Raw genomic sequence first — 17186 nt, forward strand, 5'->3', positions numbered from 1 at the left:
GCCAGCTCGGCCAGGCCGGTGCGGCCGGCGAGCGCGGACCCCGGCGGCAGGCCGGCCAGGCCGGCGACCCGGCGGGCCAGCGGGGCCTCGTCGGCGGAGCCGGTGACGAGGACGTCGTGCCCCTCGGCGGCCAGGGCGTTGGCGACGGCGGCGAAGCGCTCCGGCGGCCAGCGGCGCCGGCCGGACCCGGCGCCCGGGTGCACCAGCGTGGCGCCGGGGCGGCCGGTCGGCGGGCGCTCGAGGGCGAGATCGGCGGGGTCGCAGCTCAGGCCGTACCACCGCAGCAACCGGCACCACCGCAGGACCTCGTGCTCGTCGTCGCGCCACTGCGGGCCGCCGGGACCGAAGGACAGCAGGCGGGCCGGGCGGGTGGTCCACAGCAGGCGGTGCGACCGCGGACCCCGGCCGTGCAGGTTTACCGCGACGTCCGGGCCCAGCGGCGGCAGTGGGTCCTCGAGGCCGGTGCACGGCAGCACCTCGTCGACCGTGCCGGTCAGCGCGGCCAGCGGGGCGAGCCATTCCGGCACGGCGAGGACCAGCCGGTGCCCCGGGTAGGCCCCCCGCAGCGCCCGCAGCGCCGGGACGCCCGTGGCGAGGTTGCCCACGCCGGGGGCGCGCAGGACCAGCAGGACCGGCATGCTCATGTCCGGTGGGAGCTACCCCTGTGCGAGCCGTCTACTCCGACAGCCGCCGGCGCAGGAAGTCCAGCGCGTGGCGCAGCAGCCGGGACACGTGCATCTGCGACAGTCCCACCCGATCGGCGATGTCCGACTGGGACAGGTTGCCGTAGAAGCGCAGCGACACGATCCGTTGCTCGCGCTCGGGCAGCTGGCTGAGGAGCACCCGCAGCGACTCGTGGTAGTCCAGCGCGTCGAAGCCCGGGTCCTCGTCCCCGATCGTATCGGCGAGGGTGACGCCGTCCTCCGGGCCGGCGGCCGGCCCGTCCAGCGAGAGCGGCCGGAACTTCTGGGCGGCGCCCAGCACCTCGAGGATCTGCTCCTCGTCGACGCCGAGGTCCGCGGCGAGGTCGGCCGCGGTGGGGGAGCGGCCCAGCCGCTGGGCGAGCGGATCGCGGGCCCGGTTCATCGCCAGCCGCAGCTCCTGCAGCCGCCGGGGCAGCCGGATGCCGGCCGTGCGGTCCCGGAAGTGCCGCTTGAGCTCGCCGACGATGGTCGGGGTGGCGTAGAAGCCGAACTCGACGCCGCGGGTGCCGTCGTAGCCGTCGACCGCCTTGACCAGGGCGAGCGCGGCGACCTGGGCGAGATCGGGGAAGGACTCGCCGGCCCCGCCGTAGCGGCGGGCGATGCGCTCGGTGGCCGGCAGGCAGTGCTCGATGATCTCGTCGCGGACCCGCGCGCGGGCCGGGTCGTCCGGGGCGAGCGCGTGCATGTGGTGCAGGCGCTCGGCGATGTCGTCCGGCCAGTGCCGGTGGCCGGGCGGCACGGCGTGGAGGTCGACGGCGGCCCGGTCCCGCTCGGCCTCGGGCCAGTCGAGCTCCTCGTGGGTCCGCAGCGCCTTGGCGACGCCGGCGATCTCCAGCGTCCGCTGCACGAGGCCGCCGGCGGCGGCGACCCGCAGCGTCACGCCGCGCTCCCCGGCCCGGCGCTGGAGGTAGGTGAGGGCGTTGATCCCCGCGCCGTCGAGCAGCCGCAGCCCGGCGACGTCGAGGGAGAGGTCGCGGACGCCGTCGTCGAAGGCCTCGAACACGACGCGGCGCAGGTGGGGTGCCGAGGAGTAGTCCAGGACGCCGGCCAGCTCGACGAGCTCCTCATCCGGCCGGTGCGAAACCGTCAGCGTGAAATCCATGCGGCCCCCTCCGCCAGGCTAGACCCCGCCGGCGCGGACCGCACGCTCAAGCGTGCTGCATGACCAGGATGGCGCCCACGATCCCGGCCGACTCGCTGGTCAGGGGGGTGCAGACGACCCGCAGGGAGACGGTGCGCCCCCGGCGGTTCACGGCCTCCTGCTCGGCCTCCTCGTGCTGCGACCGGCCGGTGAGCACGTCGCGGATGCCCGGGTGCAGCCGGGCGGTGGACAGGCCGATGTCGATGTTGAGGAAGTGCCGGCCGACCGCCTCGTCCGAGCGCAGTCCCCACAGGTCCTCGGCACAGCGGTTCCACACGAGAATCTGCATCTCCCGGTCCAGCACCACGACCCCCGCCTCCAGGCTGGCGAGGATCGCGGTCATGAACGCGTTGGTGCTGTTGAGCTCGGCGGTGCGCTCGCGCAGCTCGTCGTTGATCGACTGGAGCTCGTCGTTGGTCGACTGCAGCTCCTCGTTCATCGTCTCGAGCTCCTCGTTGGTCGACTGCAGCTCCTCGTTCGTGGTCTCCAGCTCCTCGACCGTGGACTGCAGTTCCTCGTTGGTCGTCTCGAGCTCCTCGTTGGTGGACTGCAGCTCCTCGTACGCGGTCTCCAGCTGCCGGTTGGCCACCTCGAGCTCCTCGCGCAGCCGGCGCGACGCGGTGACGTCCAGGAAGACGATCACCACGCCGGCGGCGTCGGCCAGCGGGATGACCTGGATGTCGAGGTACACCTCCTGCTCCGGCCGCAGCTTGAGGGCCACGCCGTCGACGTGGGCGATGCGCCGCTCGTTCGTCGCCTGCTCGATCAGGCCGCGCAGCTCCACCGGCCGGTACGACAGGTCGAGCTCCCGGAAGGCCCGGCCGGCGTCGCGCGGGACCAGCCCGAAGAGCGCCTCGGCCTGCCGGTTGGCCAGCGCCATGACGCCGTCGGCGGCGACCACCACCTGGGCCACCGGGCTGGCCAGGAACGCCTCGGTGCGCAGCCGGTCCAGGCCGGCCGGCTGGACCTGGGGCGCGGCGGCGGCCGGACCCGCGGTGGGCAGGCCGTCGGCCGTCGGCTGGGTGGCCCGCTGGAAGATCCGCCGCCGCAGGTCGAGCGGCTCGAACAGGGCCGCGTGGCGCAGCAGCATCTCGGCCTTGCCCAGGAACAGCACGCCGCCCGGGGCCAGCGCGAAGTGCAACCGCGAGACGATGCGGGCCTGGGTCTCGGCGTTGAAGTACATCAGGGTGTTGCGGCAGGCGAGCAGGTCGATCCGGCCGATGGGCGCGTCCTGGACCAGATCGTTGCGCCCGAAGATGACCGACCGGCGGAGGTCTTTGCGGAAGGTGTACCGCGGGCCGACCGGCTCGAAGTACCGGCCGAGCAGGTCCGGGTCGACGTGCTCGACCTCGCGGGCGGTGTAGGTGGCCTGCCGGGCGTGGGCGAGGGCCTCGTCGTCGACGTCGGTGGCGTAGATCTTGACCCGCTCCCGGAACCGCTCGGCCCCGAGCGCCTCGGCCAGCACGATGGCCAGCGAGTAGGCCTCCTCGCCGGAGGCGCACCCGGCGCTCCACACCCGCAGCGGCCCGTCGCGCCGGGACAGCAGCCGGGGCAGCACGTCGCGGGTCAGCGTGGCCCAGGCGTCGGGGTCGCGGAAGAACCCGGTGACGTTGATCAGTATGGTGTTGAACAGGGCGGGGAACTCGTCCGGGTGGACCTGCAGGTAGTCCAGGTACTCGCCGTAGCCGGCCGGCGCCACGGCGGCCAGGCGGCGATCGACGCGGCGCATCAGGCTCGACCGTTTGTAGCCGGTGAAGTCGAAGCCGCGGGTCTCCTTGAGGTACGCCAGGAGGGCCTCGAACTCCGCATCCGTCTCGGTCACCGCAACACGCTACCGTCCGGGCGGCAGCCGAAGCGTCGCCCAAACCACCTTTCCTGCCGCGGTCTGCATGCTGCCCCAGGCCGCGGAGACGCCCTCGACGATCAGCAGCCCGCGCCCGGGCTCGTCGTCATCGTCGCCGTCGGACCGGCGCACCGGCCGCAGGCTGCCGTCGCGCACCGCGATGTGCAGGTGCCGGCGGCGCAGGGCGACGCTGACGCGCATCGGCGTCCCGGCGTACTGCAGCGCGTTCGCGACGAACTCGGTCACGATCAGGGCCGCGGTGTCGGCCAGGTGCGGCACCCGCCACTGGGCGCAGGCCCGGTCGACGAGGTCCCGGGCGGCCGCCGTCGAGCCCGGCTCGGGGGGCAGCGTCGCCTCCATCCGCAGCGGGCCGGGCCGCCGTGCGTGCTCGGCGAGGGCCTGCGCGGCCGTGCCGAACACCGGCACCTGCCGGGCGACGCCGAGCCGCTCCAGCTGCTCGGCCAGCACCGGGCCCGGGCCGATGAGCATGACGTCGGTGCCGGCCTCGGCGCCCTGCCGGGCCAGCATCGGGAACGCGGTCAGCGTGATGTCGTCGACGGCCCGCACCCCGGCCACGTCGATCAGCAGCAGGTCCGGCTGGTCGGTGATCGCCTTCTGCGCGGCCCGCCGCAGGTCGGGCACCGTGCTGTAGGTCAGCGGCCCGGCCGCGCGCAGCAGCGCGACCGGCAGGTCCGGCTCGTGCACGCAGCTCAGCTCCTCGGTGCTCATCGCGGCTCGTCCACCCGGTCGCCGTCCTCCAGTGCGCCGAACCGCGCGATCAGCCGGCGGATCGAGCGGCCCGCCTCCTGCGAGTCGCGGGCCGTCTCGCCGAAGCGCTCCGCGCTGTGGCCGTCGCCGCGGCCGAGCGCCGACTCGGCCATGCGGTGGTTGAGGGCGGCCTTCTCCTCGAGGCTGCGCAGCGCCATCCACAGGGCGCCCTCCAGCGACGCGCCGAGCTCGTCGAGCAGCCCCGCGGCCGACCAGGCGTGCCCGACCCGGCAGCGGAACCGGTGCCCGGGCCCGGGCAGTTCGAAGAGCGCGCCGTGGCAGGTCGGGCAGCCGAAGCCGGCCGGCGGCGCATCGCCGATCTCGTCGGTGGTGACGTCTTCCATCGCCGCCATGGCTTCCTCCGGGTCGAGCGTAACCTGGGCCGCCGGGCGGCGAGGGCTCGCGACCGGCAGGCCGGCGAGCAGTCCGGTGAGCGCCGGGCCCATCCCGGCGGCCGGCACGGCCCGGGCCCGGGCGGCCCGGGCGGCGGCGTGGCGTGGCATCGAGGGGTAGAGCGCCTCATCCGGGTCCTGGACCAGCGCGGTGCCGCCCTGCCGGGCGATCTCGGCCAGCCCGTAGGCCCCGTCGTCGCGGTTGCCCGACAGTACGACCCCGATCGCCTCGGCGCCCCACCAGCGCGCCGCCGAGCGGAAGAGCGGGTCGACGGCCGGGCGGTGCCCGTTCTCGGCCGGGCCGTGCGACAGCCGCAGCCGGCCGGCGTTCACCAGCAGGTGGGCGTTGGGCGGCGCGACGTGGATGCGGGCCCGGCCGATCGCCATGCCGTCCGTCGCCTGTACCGCGGGGAGCGGCCCCGAGCGGCGCAGGATCGGCGCCAGCGCGCTCGCGCAGCGGCGGGGGATGTGCAGCACGACGCAGACGCCGGCCTCGAACCCGGCCGGCAGCCCGCCGGCGAAGGCGCGCAGAGCCTCGACCCCGCCCGCGGAGGCCCCCACCACGACGAGTCCCCTCGGGTCGGTCACGTTCGTTGCCGTTGCGCCGTTCATCACCGTCACTAGGTTTGCCCGCGCCGCCGATCGCAGCGGGATACGCGAGCGACTACCCGCCGCTCGGCCGCTTCAAACAGGCGCCGTTGCCGAAGCGGGCTCGCCCCCCGAGGTACGTCCATTCTGGACAGACGGCCGGCGGCGCGATGGCTCAGCGGCGCGGGGCCTCGCCGTGCAGGATCTCGATGGTGACGCGGTGCTCGTTCCAGCCCACCGCCGCCCGGGCGAGCAGTTGCGTGCCGGGCCACAGGATCTCCGCCCGGCCGACCACCACCTGGGGCAAGGCCAGGTGGCTGGGATGGGGGAGCAGGCTCTTCAGGTTGCCGGCGGTGATGTTCATCAGCTCGCCGGTGGCGTCCTGGATGTCGTCGGGCTTCACGCGGGTGGGGTCGAGGTCGAGCATGGCGGCGGCGATGGCGGCCGCGGCGGCGAGGCCGCTGCGCAGCACGACGTGGCCCAGCCAGGCGCCCGCGATGCACACGCTCGCCGTGATCTCGGCGTCGGTGTGCGGCGCGTCGGCGACGGCGGCACTGGTGGGGCTGCTGCCCAGGTACGCCGTCCACACCTGCCAGATGATGCCGTGCAGCTGCTCGGGCGTGATGGGCGGCTCGTTCGGGTCTTCCATCAGGATTCCGATTCCTCGTGCCCTTGCCACAGCGCTCATCAGGGAGTCTCATTCCTAGAGACGGAACCGGGCGACTTCCCGCTGTAGCTGCTCGGCCAGTTGGGACAGCTGCGTGACGGTCGCGTCCGCCTCGCTCAGCGTGGCCGTCGTGGCCTGAGTGGCGTGGGCGACGGCGGCGATGTTGCCCGCGATGTCCCCGGCCCCCGAGGCCGCGTCGCCGACGCTGCGGGTCATCTCGTTGGTGGTCGCGTTCTGCTCCTCCACCGCGGCGGCGATGGTGTGCTGGTAGTCGTTGATGGTCGCGATGATCCGGCTGATCTCACCGATCGCGGCCACGGCGTTGCCGGTGTCGGCCTGGATCGCCTCGACCCGGCGCGAGATGTCCCCGGTCGCCCGGGCCGTCTCCTGGGCCAGCTCCTTGACCTCGTTGGCGACCACGGCGAAGCCCTTGCCGGACTCGCCCGCGCGGGCCGCCTCGATGGTCGCGTTGAGGGCGAGGAGGTTGGTCTGTTCGGCGATCGACGTGATGACCTTGACGACGTTGCCGATCTCCTCCGACGACGCGCCGAGCTTCGACACCGTGTCGTTGGTCGCCTGGGCCACGCCGACGGCCTCGCCGGCCACCCGGGCGGCGTCGCCGGCGTTGCGGGCGATCTCGCGGATCGACGAGCCCATGGCGTCGGCGCCGGAGGCCACCGTCTGCACGTTGTGCGACACGGCGCCGGCCGCGCCCGCGGCCACCTCGGCCTGGCGGGCCGCCTCCTGCGCGTTGGCCGCGATGCGCCCGGTGACCACGGTGAGCTGCTTCGAGCTGGCGCCGAGGGTCTGCGAGCCGCCGGTGATGGCGGTGACGGTGCCGCGCAGGCCGGCCCGGGCGTCGTTGACCGCGGCCGCCATCGCCCCGAGCTCGTCGCGGGCGTACACCTCGGCCGGCACGGTGAGGTCGGCGCCGGCCAGCGCCCGCAGCGCGGTGGACACGCTGCTGAGCTGGCGGCGCAGGATCCGGGCCACCCAGGCGCCGGCCAGCAGGGCCAGCACGAGGCCGCCGATGAGCAGCGCGGCGATGAGCGTCCGGGCGTTGTGGTACTGGTCGGTGGCGTCCGCGATGGAGGCGGCCGCCTCCTTCGCCTCCAGCGCCTGGAGGTCGTCGAGCGCCGCGTTGGTCTTGTCCTCGTAGCCGGTCGAGGTCGCCACGATCTGGTCCTGGGCGGGCAGGGCGAAGCCGGCCGGCGGGGCCTCCAGGAAGAGCACCACGTTGCGCAGCGCGCGGTACTGGTCCAGGGAGGCGGTGATCCGGTCGATGGCGGCCAGCCGGACGGACGAGCCTGCGGCCAGGGTCCGGTAGGCGGCCGCCGCGGCGTCGGCGTCGCTGTCGGCCGCCGTGACCGCCTGCCGGGACTTCTGCGCCTCGGTCTTGACGCCGCTGGCGTTGTACAGGGCGAACATCAGCGAGTTGCGGTACATGTCCTGCAGGCCGGCGCGCAGCTTGGTGACCTCCACCGCGCTGTCGAGGTGCCGCTGCTTCATCTCGGCCAGGTCCGCGTTGAGCTTCGACATCCGGCTCAAGGACAGCACCCCGATCACGGCCGCGACGATCGCGATGAGCAGGACCACGAGGAACGTCTTCGTGATCACCCCGCGGTCCGCCACGAGCGCAGTGAGGCCTCCCCGTTGTACGGTGACCTCGACATCCACCTGCCGCGCCATCACGATCCCTCTATCCCAGATAGGCAGCCTTCACCGCTTCCTATCGGCGGGCGGGACTCGACCTTGAGCGGCGGCGGGAACCGTTTTCCGGCCCTTTACCCGGGGCCGCGCCGGCCCGGCTCAGGCGAGCGGGTACGGGATGAAGGTGCTGCGGTTCTCGTCGAGGTCCAGCCGGCCGCTGATCGGGGCGGCCGCCCGCTGCGGGCAGGTGGCCCGCTCGCAGGTCTTGCAGCCGGGGCCGATCGGCATCGCGGCCGCGGCGTCGTGCAGATCCATGCCGGTCGAGTAGACCAGCCGGCCGGCGTGCTTGATCTCGCAGCCGAGGGCGATCGCGTAGGTCTTGCCGGGCTGGCCGTAGCCGCCGTGATGGCGGGTCACGGTGCGGGCGACCCACAGGTACCGCTGCCCGTCGGGCATCGCCGCGACCTGGGTGACCGCGCGGCCGGGGGCGCTGAACGCCTCGTAGACGTTCCACAATGGACACGTGCCGCCGGTGCGCGAGAACGGGAAGCCCGTCGCGGACTGGCGCTTGGACATGTTGCCGGCCCGGTCGACCCGCACGAAGGAGAACGGCACGCCCCGGGACCGCGGCCGCTGCAGCGTGCTGAGCCGGTGGCAGACCGTCTCCCAGCCCATCGCGAAGTGCTCGGTCAGCAGGTCGATGTCGTAGCGGCGCTCCTCGGCGGCGGCCAGGAACTCCTCGTACGGCAGGATCAGCGCGGCGGCGAAGTAGTTGGCCAGCCCCACGCGGGTGAGGATCTGGGTCTGCACGTCCTCGAGGCGCTCCTCCTCGACGATCTCGTCGATCACGTCCGCGTACTCCAGCAGCGCCAGCTGCGCCGCCATCCGCATCGCCTCCTGACCCGCCCGCAGCGACGTGGACAGGTGCAGGGTGCGGGTGTGCGGGCGGAAGCGGTGCAGCTCCCCGGCGAGGGACGCGGCGTCCTGGAGCACGACCCGCACGTCGTGGCGCTGGGCCAGCCGGTCCTGCAGCGCGGCGCGGACCTCGCCGCGGCGCAGCCCCATCCGGGCGGCGAGCGCCTCGGCCGCCTCGTCGAGCTGGGGCACGTAGTTCTGCCGCCGGTAGAAGAACTCGGTGACCTGGTCGTGCGGGCTGCGCCCGGGCTGGCCGCGGTCCCCGACGAGCTCGGTGAGCTGATCGGCCACCTGGCGGTAGCGGCGGTGCAGGTCGATCACCGCCTCCGCGACCTCCGGCAACCGGGAGGCGAGCTCGGTGAGGTCGCCCGGGCCGGCCCCGGCCAGCGCCTCGCGCAGCCCGGCGACCAGCTGCGGGGTCTCGTGCGGGGCGAAGACGGCCGGGTCGACGCCGAACAGCTCGGTGACCCGGATGAGCACCTGGGCGGTCAGCGGCCGCACGTCGTGCTCGATCTGGTTGAGGTAGCTGGCCGAGATGCCAAGGTGCCGAGCCAGGTCGGTCTGGCTCAGCCCGCGGTCGTCGCGCAGCCGCCGTAGCCGTGCGCCGGAGAATATCTTGGCCATCACTTATAGCTATAACACGACTGTCAATCGCCTCTTTCGCAACTTAGCAAAAACGGCCGGAAACTTCGCAGGAATTGGCTGTTTCCGTCCCTCGACCGGCCCGGATGCCCGTGTGACGGTTGAAACCTGGCACCGGGAAAAATTGAGGGGGCACACCATGCAGGACGCAGTTGAGCGGTTGCGGCAGGAATGGGACACCGACCCGCGCTGGCGCGGGGTGCAGCGCAGCTACCGGCCGGAGGACGTGGTGCGGCTGCGCGGCGCGATCCAGGAGGAGCACACCCTCGCCCGGCACGGTGCGCAGCGGCTGTGGCAGCTGCTGCACGACGAGGACTACATCCACGCGCTCGGTGCCCTCACCGGCAACCAGGCCGTGCAGATGGTCCGGGCCGGGCTCAAGGCCATCTACCTGTCCGGCTGGCAGGTGGCGGCCGACGCCAACCTCGCCGGGCACACCTACCCGGACCAGAGCCTGTACCCGGCCAACTCGGTGCCCGCCGTCGTGCGCCGGATCAACAACGCCCTGCTGCGGGCCGCGCAGATCACCACCGCCGAGACCGGCGAGCCCGGCCCCGGCTGGCTGGCCCCGATCGTGGCCGATGCCGAGGCCGGCTTCGGCGGCGTGCTCAACGCCTACGAGCTCATGACCGCGATGATCGTGGCCGGCGCGGCGGGCGTGCACTGGGAGGACCAGCTGGCGTCGGAGAAGAAGTGCGGCCACCTCGGCGGCAAGGTGCTCATCCCGACCGGCCAGCACGTGCGCACCCTGCAGGCGGCCCGCCTCGCCGCCGACGTGGCCGGCGTGCCGACGATCGTCGTGGCCCGCACCGACGCCCAGGCCGCCACGCTGCTCACCACCGACGTGGACGAGCGCGACCGGCCCTTCGTCACCGGCGAGCGCACCGCCGAGGGCTTCTACCGCTTCCGCAACGGCGTCGAGGCCTGCATCGCCCGCGGCCTGGCCTACGCCCCGGCCTCCGACCTGCTGTGGATGGAGACCAGCACGCCGGACCTCGAGGTGGCGCGGTCCTTCGCCGAGGCGATCAAGCATCGGTACCCCGACCAGATGCTCGCCTACAACTGCTCGCCGTCGTTCAACTGGCGCAAGCACCTCGACGAGACGACCATCGCGAAGTTCCAGCGCGAGCTCGGCCACATGGGCTACAAGTTCCAGTTCATCACCCTGGCCGGCTTCCACGCCCTCAACTACTCGATGTACGACCTCGCCCGCGGGTACGCCGCCGAGGGCATGCCCGCCTACGTGGCGCTGCAGGAGCGGGAGTTCGCCGCCGAGGCGGACGGCTACACGGCGGTCAAGCACCAGCGGGAGGTCGGCACCGGGTACTTCGACCTCATCAGCACCGTGCTCAACCCCGCCGCCGAGACCACCGCGCTGCGCGGCTCAACGGAAACGGAGCAGTTCTGATGCGGTACAACATCATCGGTCCTGTGCAGGATCGTTTCGACGAGGTCCTCACCGACGGTGCGCTGGACTTCCTGGTCGCCCTCGACGACCAATTCGCCGCCCATCGGGTCGCCCTGCTCGACACGCGCCGCGCCCGGCGGGCCCGCTTCGCCACCGGCCAGCTGCCGGACTTCCGGCCGGAGACCGCGCACGTGCGGGCCGACCCGAACTGGCGCGTGGCCGAGCCCGCGCCCGGCCTCGTCGACCGGCGGGTCGAGATCACCGGGCCGCCCGAGCGGCGCATGACCATCAACGCGCTGAACTCCGGCGCCCGGGTGTGGATGGCCGACTTCGAGGACGCCACCGCCCCGACCTGGGACAACATCATCGGCGGCCAGCTCAGTCTGATCGACGCCCGCGAGCGGCGGATCGACTTCACCGACGAGCGCGGCAAGCGCTACGCCATCGGCGAGCACCCGGCCACCGTCGTCGTGCGCCCGCGCGGCTGGCACCTGGTGGAGAAGTGGATCGCGATCGACGGCCGCCCGGTCCCGGCCACGTTCGTCGACTTCGGCCTCTACCTGTACCACTGCGCCGGCCGGGAGCGGCCCTACTTCTACCTGCCGAAGCTGGAGGACCATCGCGAGGCGCGGCTGTGGAACGACATCTTCGTGTTCGCGCAGCAGTACCTCGGGCTGCCGCGGGGCACCATCCGCGCCACGGTCCTCATCGAGACGATCACCGCCGCCTTCGAGATGGAGGAGATCCTCTACGAGCTGCGCGAGCACTCCGCCGGCCTCAACGCCGGCCGCTGGGACTACATCTTCTCCATCATCAAGAACTTCGGTCAGTGGTCGGACTTCGTGCTGCCCGACCGGGCCGACGTCACCATGGCGGTGCCGTTCATGCGCGCCTACAGCGAGCTGCTGGTCGCCACGTGCCACCGGCGCGGCGCCCACGCCATCGGCGGCATGGCCGCGTTCATCCCGAGCCGCGACCCGGACGTCAACGCGGCCGCCTTCCAGCGCGTCTTCGCCGACAAGCGCCGCGAGGCGGGCGACGGCTTCGACGGCTCCTGGGTGGCGCACCCGGGCCTGGTCGCGGCCTGCCTGGAGGCGTTCGACCCGGTGCTGGGCGAGCGCTCCAACCAGCTCGACCGCCGCCGCGACGACGTCGACGTGACCGTCACCGACCTGCTCGCGGTCGACAAGACCCCGGGCCGGGTCACCACCGCCGGCCTGCGCGCCAACGTCGAGGTGGCGCTGCGGTACATCGACGCCTGGCTCGGCGGCACCGGCGCCGTGGCGCTGCACAACCTCATGGAGGACGCGGCCACCGCCGAGATCGCCCGCTGCCAGGTGTGGCAGTGGCTGCACCACCGCACCCCGCTGGCCGAGGGCGGCTGCGTCACCGAGCAGCTCGTCCGATCCCTGCTGGCCGAGGCCCTGGCCGCCCTGGTCGACGGGCGCGAGGCCGAGGAGCGCGCCCGCGCGGTGGCGGCGGCCGGCGTCTTCGAGCGCACCGCGCTGGAGGAGGACCTGCCGATGTTCTTCACCACGGACGCCTACGCCCGGCATATGGGCCCCTCGGCGTAGCAGTGCTTGGCCGGGCTCGGCACCGGCGATCCCGGTGCCGGCGCGGCGGCGGCCGAAAGCTGGCGGTCCTGGACGGGAAGTCGCGATGCCATCAGCCACGCCTGGCCGCTGCCGCGGATTGCTGCCTCCGCGCTGCCGGTCGGCTGGCCTGCGGCCGCGCTCACCCGGGTGGCCCGGCCACCCGGGAATCCCGCGCTCACGCCGACGGCCTGACGTCCTGCCAGGCCGAGACGCGACGGACGATGACGGCCGCGAGGACCGCGGCGAGGATGCCGGAGCCGCCGGTGACCGCCGCGATGAACATGGGGGTCTGCACCTCGGTCCGCCGCCAACCCCGGCCAGTACCGGCTCTCATCGCGCCAGCAGCGCCGCGCCGACCGCCGCCGCACCGCCGGGCTCCCACCGGAGCAGGTCACCATGCCCGCCGGACCGCGGGTGGCCAGCACGGCCGGGATACCGGCTCGCGCCTACCGGCACGACACCCTGACCGGCACCTACCGGCGGCTACGGGGGCGGGCCGCTGCCGACGGCGCTGCCCGCACCAAAGCCGGGCACACCCGCGCCCGCATCACTGCCGCGGCTTTGGTCGCGCTCCATGGCGCCGGGCTGTTGAACAAGCCCGGCATGACAACCGAACTTCGATACAGACCTTAGCCGGCTCGTTGGCAGCTGCACCGAAATCCCGGCGCGAGCTCATCGGCGCGCTCGTGCCGGATCTCGTGGGCCCGCGCACGGACCTGGCGCAGCTGCTCGGCGGTGAGGCGGCGGGCGCTCCAGATGAGCGCGACCGCCTCGCCGGCGTCCGGGTGCGCGCCTGTGTCGACGCCCGTCAGGTTGATGCCGGTGAGCGCGCTCAGGTCGCGGCGGGAGAGGTCGAGGACGGCGGCGAACCCGGCCAGCAGTTGCGGTGTCAGCGCCTTGCGGCCCTGGCCGATCACGCCGATCGTCGAGGCCGACAGCACAGGCCCGCCGCCCAGGCCGAACAGCATCTTGGCCGCGCCGAGCCAGTTGAGGTTGCGGTTGTGCAGCAGGCGTACGACAAGGCCACCGACGGCGTCGTCCGGGTAACGGTGATACGCGGGCGTCGGTGCCGTCGGCTGCGGCCGGGGCTCCTGCGGCAGGGACTCGATGAGCCGCCGCAGCTCCGCGATGGCTCGGGGCAGGTAGATCAGCGACCACGCCAGCCCGTCGACCTCGCCCGACGCCCCGGGATCCAGCCGCTCGAGGTCTCCCGGCACGGGCAGGCCGGCGATGAGGAATAGGTCGCTGCGGTGCAGCCCGAGGGCGGGCGCGAGCCGGCGCAGCAGTGCCGGGTCCGGCGCGCCGCCGCCGAGCACCGCGGTCAGACCGGCCGTGGCGATACCGGCCCGGTGCGCGACGTCGCCGATGTCGCCGCCGCGCACCTCGAGCAACCGCGCCAGCAGCACGTCGAACCCGGGCAGTCTCGTCACCGCCCCACAGTACGGCGCGTGCGTCCTTCGTGCGCCCGTCAGCGCAGGCGGCCGGGGCCCTTGCCGTAGAGGAGGTACATCATCGGGCCGATGGGGAACGACAGCACGATGATGAGCGCCCACATGTTGCGGCCGAAGTAGCGCAGGTCGCGGTCGCTGGTCCCGGCGAGGTCGGCCAGGACGTGCCGGTCGAACCACACGACCGCGCCCAGGATCGCCACCGCGCTGACCAGCGCGACCGCGCTGCTGCCGCTCACCGTGCCTTCTGCCGCAATGACCACCGCTGCGGGCCGAGGCGTACCGCGAGCGCGCACTTTCGTGCTGCACGCTGCCCAGCGCCCGCGGACCGACCCCGCATCGGCGTTACCTCGACGCCACCACGGCAAGGGCTCTTACGCCGTGATCCGGATCATCGCTGCGGCTTGAGCCGAGCTCAGTCCGTCGGCCTCGCCGGGCACGTCGACGACGACGCTGATGCCCTCATCGGCAAGCTGGACACGGTCGGTATGTCGCGCCGCAGCCGCCGCTGAGCGAAGAACCTCGTCGAGGGGCACGCGCGCGTGACCGAGGCGTTGCGAGTTGCGCTGGACCAGGGTTTCGGCGGCCACCCGGAACCGCAACGCTGTTACCGGGCGACCATGCTGTCTGGCCCAGGCGATCATCCTGGCCCGCGCATGGGGCATAACGTTCGTGGCGTCGACGACGACGGCCAGGGCCGCTTCCAGTCGAGCCGCGACACGTCGATCCATCTCATCGAATACTGCGGGATCATCAACAACATCGACGCGGTCCCCGAACAGCTCGTTGCGGATGGCGTCACAGGAAATGTGACCATCCGGATCTAGCTGACCGCGTTCAATCCAGGCGCGGGTGAACGAGGATTTGCCCGAGGCGGGTGGTCCGATCAGCACGATGAGCCCGTTCGGCACGCCGCCATCACTCTGAACAACATCAGTCACGGCCGGTGAACACCTCCCAGCAGGCTTTGCGTGACGGCCGCTCCGGGGCGGCACGAATGGCGCATCGTCGATACAGTCTCACGCCATGATCGGCAGACTCTTCGCCAACCGGTACGGCGGGACCGTCCTGGGTGTCATCCTCGTCCTGATCGGCATCTTCGGCTTCGACAGCAACAAGGTGATGTGCGGCGGCCAGACCATGAAGCCGGGTGACAGCTGCGTCGAGATCAGCAAGGGCAACTCGACCACCCGCAGCTACGAGGAGGAGAAGTCGCGGGACCACCTGTACCGATATGGCTCCATCGGCGTCGGCACCCTGATGTTCGTCATCGGCGCCGCCCTGATCATCAAGCGCCACGCCGGCGGCTCCCTCCCCGCCCAGCCCGCGGCCGCCACGGGCGGTGGTAAGCCGCAGCCCGAGGCGCAGTACCCGCCGAGCTGAGGTTCATCCCTGGCGCGGAGGCCGAGGATGAAGCGTCGCGCGCAGTGGGCAAAACGTCACCGGCACTCATAGTGGGCGCCAGATGGGGAAGCGGGGGACGATGCGTTTGGGACTGGTTGCGCGGACGGCCGTCTGGTGCGCGCTGTACGCACTGCTCATGGCGGGGGTGGCCGCGGTCGTGCTCGCCGCGGTCGCCGAGCGGCGCCAGGCCGACCGGGCCGCGGCCCGGGCCGCCCAGGTGCGCGCCGACGTCGTGCGGGCGGAGTACCAGCTGCTGGACCTCGACCGCACGGAGCGGGGCTACCTGGTCACCCACGACGCGGGACTGCTCGGCTCCTGGTCGGCTCAGCAGGACCGGCTCGCCGACCGCATCGACGCGCTCCAGCGGTCGGGCCAGGACCCCCGGCAGGCCGAACGGGCCCGGCGGCTGAGCCTGGACACCCACTCGTACGTCCAGGACCATGCGCTCCCGGCGCTGCGCGCGGCGCAGGCCGGCAGCCCCGGCACGTCCGGGCCCGCGGCCCTGCGCGACGGCGACCGCAGGATCGCCCTGCTGCACGACGAGCTCGACGACCTCGCGGCCAGCGACGAGCGGCTCGCCGAGGCGCGTGACCAGCGGGCCGACGCGCTGGTCCAGGTGATGAGGGTCGCGGCCGTCACCGGCATCGTCGCGTCGGTGCTCGTCGGCGTGTGCCTCGTGGGCTATCTCGAACGGGCGGTGGTCCGGCCGCTGCGGCGGGCCGCGGGCGCGGCCGGCGAGATGGCGCAGGGGCGGCTGGAGGCGCGCGTGCCGGAGGGCGGGGCCGGTGAGATCGGCCGGCTCGCCCGCGCCTTCAACGCCATGGGCGGCTCGATGCAGCGCAGCGTCGCGCAGCTGGTGCGCTACGGCCGCACGCAGGCCGCGCTGCGGCGCGTCGCTACCCGCATCGCCCAGGGTGCCTCGCCGGCCGAGGCGCTGGACGCGGTCGTCGTCGAGCTCGGACGGCTCGTCGGCACCGACGGCGCGCACATCGTGCGCTTCGACGACGGCGAGGGCACCGTGCTCGCCGCGTGGGCCGCGGAGGGCATCCCCGCGCAGGTCGGCGCCCGGTTGCCGCTGGACGGCGACAGCGTCTCGGCCCGGGTGTACCGCACCGGCCGGCCGGCCCGGATGGACGACTACGCCGAGGCGGCCGGCCCGCTCGCCGCGCGGATGCGCGAGCACAACGTCCGGGCCGCGGTCGGCGCGCCGATCATCGTCGAGGGTCGCCTGTGGGGCGTGGTGACCGCGACCGTTCACGGCGAGCAGCCGCTGGCGGCCGAGGCCGAAGAGCGTGTCGCCGACTACACCGAGCTCGTCGCCACCACCATCGCCAACGCGCAAACTCGCGCCGACCTCGCCGCGTCCCGGGCGCGCGTCGTGGTCGCGGCCGACCAGGTCCGCCGGCGGATCGAACGCCACCTGCACGACGCCATCCAGCAGCAGCTCATCGCGGTCCACATCGGCCTGGGCGCGGCGCAGGAGGGGGTCCCGCCGGACCTGCCGCACGTGCGCCAGGGCGTGGCGAGCGCCACCGAACGCCTGGGCGAGGTGCTCGACCAGCTGCGCGAGATGTCCCGCGGCATCCACCCGGCGATCCTGACCGACCGCGGCCTGGGGGCGGCGCTCAAGACGCTCGCCCGCCGCAGTGGCGTGCCGGCACAAGTGGAGCTGGACCTGAGCCGGCGGCTGCCGGAGCCGGTGGAGGTGGCCGCCTACTACATCGCCGTGGAAACGCTGGACAACGCGGCCAAGCACGCCGACGCCACGTTCGTGCGGATCGAGGCGGCGGACAGCGACCGCGCGGTGCGCCTGTCGGTGTCCGACGACGGCGCGGGCGGTGCCGACCCGGAGCGGGGCTCGGGGCTGCTCAGCCTCGCCGACCGCGTGCACGCCCTCGGCGGTTCGCTCGTCGTCACCAGCCCGCCGGGCGGCGGCACGCGCGTGGAGGCCGAGCTGCCCCTGGACTCCGTACCTCTCGCGGCCGCGACGGCCCGCCTCACCTGAGCGCCCGCGAGCCGGA

The 17186-nt window shown here is 73.3% G+C and carries 15 protein-coding genes; 4 read left to right on the top strand and 11 right to left on the bottom strand.

The window, feature by feature from the left end; genetic code table 11:
* The 8 genes from AB0M46_RS22540 to AB0M46_RS22575 all read right to left on the bottom strand — a co-directional run.
* A partial coding sequence (locus tag AB0M46_RS22540; protein ID WP_363338904.1) for a glycosyltransferase family 9 protein occupies positions 1 to 644 on the bottom strand: 644 nt, incomplete at its 3' end.
* A gap of 31 nt (positions 645 to 675) precedes the next feature.
* A complete protein-coding gene (locus tag AB0M46_RS22545; protein ID WP_363338906.1) occupies positions 676 to 1806 on the bottom strand; it encodes a SigB/SigF/SigG family RNA polymerase sigma factor in 1131 nt (376 codons plus the stop codon).
* 46 nt (positions 1807 to 1852) lie between these two features.
* On the bottom strand, positions 1853 to 3667 hold the full coding sequence (locus AB0M46_RS22550; protein WP_363338908.1) for a CheR family methyltransferase: 1815 nt from the start codon (positions 3665 to 3667) through the stop codon (positions 1853 to 1855).
* A gap of 9 nt (positions 3668 to 3676) precedes the next feature.
* Positions 3677 to 4417, bottom strand: a complete 741-nt coding sequence (locus AB0M46_RS22555) for an STAS domain-containing protein (protein ID WP_363338909.1) — start codon at positions 4415 to 4417, stop codon at positions 3677 to 3679.
* Positions 4414 to 5436 (bottom strand): chemotaxis protein CheB, encoded by a 1023-nt coding sequence (locus AB0M46_RS22560; protein WP_363338910.1) that lies wholly within the window; start codon positions 5434 to 5436, stop codon positions 4414 to 4416. Before AB0M46_RS22560 ends, AB0M46_RS22555 begins: the two co-directional genes overlap by 4 nt.
* 175 nt (positions 5437 to 5611) lie before the next feature.
* On the bottom strand, positions 5612 to 6085 hold the full coding sequence (locus AB0M46_RS22565) for a chemotaxis protein CheX (protein WP_363338911.1): 474 nt from the start codon (positions 6083 to 6085) through the stop codon (positions 5612 to 5614).
* A gap of 54 nt (positions 6086 to 6139) precedes the next feature.
* The gene (locus AB0M46_RS22570; protein WP_363338912.1) at positions 6140 to 7792 is read right to left on the bottom strand and encodes a methyl-accepting chemotaxis protein; all 1653 of its coding nucleotides are present in this window, start codon (positions 7790 to 7792) and stop codon (positions 6140 to 6142) included.
* Between the two features lie 120 nt (positions 7793 to 7912).
* A complete protein-coding gene (locus AB0M46_RS22575) occupies positions 7913 to 9292 on the bottom strand; it encodes a short-chain fatty acyl-CoA regulator family protein (RefSeq protein ID WP_363338913.1) in 1380 nt (459 codons plus the stop codon).
* A 157-nt stretch (positions 9293 to 9449) separates the two neighbouring features.
* Between AB0M46_RS22575 and aceA the strand changes: the two genes are divergently transcribed.
* Together aceA and aceB are read left to right on the top strand one after the other, a co-directional pair.
* Positions 9450 to 10718, top strand: coding sequence for an isocitrate lyase (gene aceA, locus AB0M46_RS22580; RefSeq protein ID WP_363338914.1), 1269 nt, complete (start codon positions 9450 to 9452; stop codon positions 10716 to 10718).
* Entirely contained in the window at positions 10718 to 12292 is a 1575-nt protein-coding gene (aceB, locus tag AB0M46_RS22585) for a malate synthase A (RefSeq protein ID WP_363338915.1), read from the top strand. The genes aceA and aceB overlap by 1 nt, the downstream gene beginning before the upstream one ends.
* A gap of 650 nt (positions 12293 to 12942) precedes the next feature.
* On the opposite strand, the gene AB0M46_RS22590 is transcribed toward aceB, so the two are convergent.
* The 3 genes from AB0M46_RS22590 to AB0M46_RS22600 all read right to left on the bottom strand — a co-directional run bounded on the left by AB0M46_RS22590 (position 12943) and on the right by AB0M46_RS22600 (position 14702).
* A complete protein-coding gene (locus tag AB0M46_RS22590) occupies positions 12943 to 13743 on the bottom strand; it encodes an XRE family transcriptional regulator (RefSeq protein WP_363338916.1) in 801 nt (266 codons plus the stop codon).
* A gap of 38 nt (positions 13744 to 13781) precedes the next feature.
* Positions 13782 to 14000 (bottom strand): hypothetical protein, encoded by a 219-nt coding sequence (locus AB0M46_RS22595; RefSeq protein WP_363338917.1) that lies wholly within the window; start codon positions 13998 to 14000, stop codon positions 13782 to 13784.
* A 135-nt stretch (positions 14001 to 14135) separates the two neighbouring features.
* Positions 14136 to 14702: an ATP-binding protein gene (locus tag AB0M46_RS22600; RefSeq protein WP_363338918.1), complete on the bottom strand. Its 567-nt coding sequence runs from the start codon at positions 14700 to 14702 to the stop codon at positions 14136 to 14138.
* An 85-nt stretch (positions 14703 to 14787) separates the two neighbouring features.
* Between AB0M46_RS22600 and AB0M46_RS22605 the strand changes: the two genes are divergently transcribed.
* Complete coding sequence (locus tag AB0M46_RS22605; RefSeq protein WP_363338919.1) at positions 14788 to 15144, top strand: hypothetical protein; 357 nt, start codon at positions 14788 to 14790, stop codon at positions 15142 to 15144.
* A 100-nt stretch (positions 15145 to 15244) separates the two neighbouring features.
* Entirely contained in the window at positions 15245 to 17170 is a 1926-nt protein-coding gene (locus AB0M46_RS22610) for a HAMP domain-containing protein (protein ID WP_363338920.1), read from the top strand.
* Positions 17171 to 17186: the final 16 nt, after the last annotated feature.

Origin of the sequence: Dactylosporangium sp. NPDC051485 (assembly GCF_040682015.1) — a bacterium.
In the GTDB taxonomy this organism is placed as follows: domain Bacteria; phylum Actinomycetota; class Actinomycetes; order Mycobacteriales; family Micromonosporaceae; genus Dactylosporangium.

Bases quoted from the DNA above. Each gene is read 5' to 3' on its own strand.
- AB0M46_RS22545 (WP_363338906.1), bottom strand. From the start codon at position 1,806: ATGGATTTCACGCTGACGGTTTCGCACCGGCCGGATGAGGAGCTCGTC.
- AB0M46_RS22555 (WP_363338909.1), bottom strand. From the start codon at position 4,417: ATGAGCACCGAGGAGCTGAGCTGCGTGCACGAGCCGGACCTGCCGGTC.
- AB0M46_RS22565 (WP_363338911.1), bottom strand. From the start codon at position 6,085: ATGGAAGACCCGAACGAGCCGCCCATCACGCCCGAGCAGCTGCACGGC.
- AB0M46_RS22570 (WP_363338912.1), bottom strand. From the start codon at position 7,792: ATGGCGCGGCAGGTGGATGTCGAGGTCACCGTACAACGGGGAGGCCTC.
- AB0M46_RS22575 (WP_363338913.1), bottom strand. From the start codon at position 9,292: ATGGCCAAGATATTCTCCGGCGCACGGCTACGGCGGCTGCGCGACGAC.
- aceA (WP_363338914.1), top strand. From the start codon at position 9,450: ATGCAGGACGCAGTTGAGCGGTTGCGGCAGGAATGGGACACCGACCCG.
- aceB (WP_363338915.1), top strand. From the start codon at position 10,718: ATGCGGTACAACATCATCGGTCCTGTGCAGGATCGTTTCGACGAGGTC.
- AB0M46_RS22605 (WP_363338919.1), top strand. From the start codon at position 14,788: ATGATCGGCAGACTCTTCGCCAACCGGTACGGCGGGACCGTCCTGGGT.
- AB0M46_RS22610 (WP_363338920.1), top strand. From the start codon at position 15,245: ATGCGTTTGGGACTGGTTGCGCGGACGGCCGTCTGGTGCGCGCTGTAC.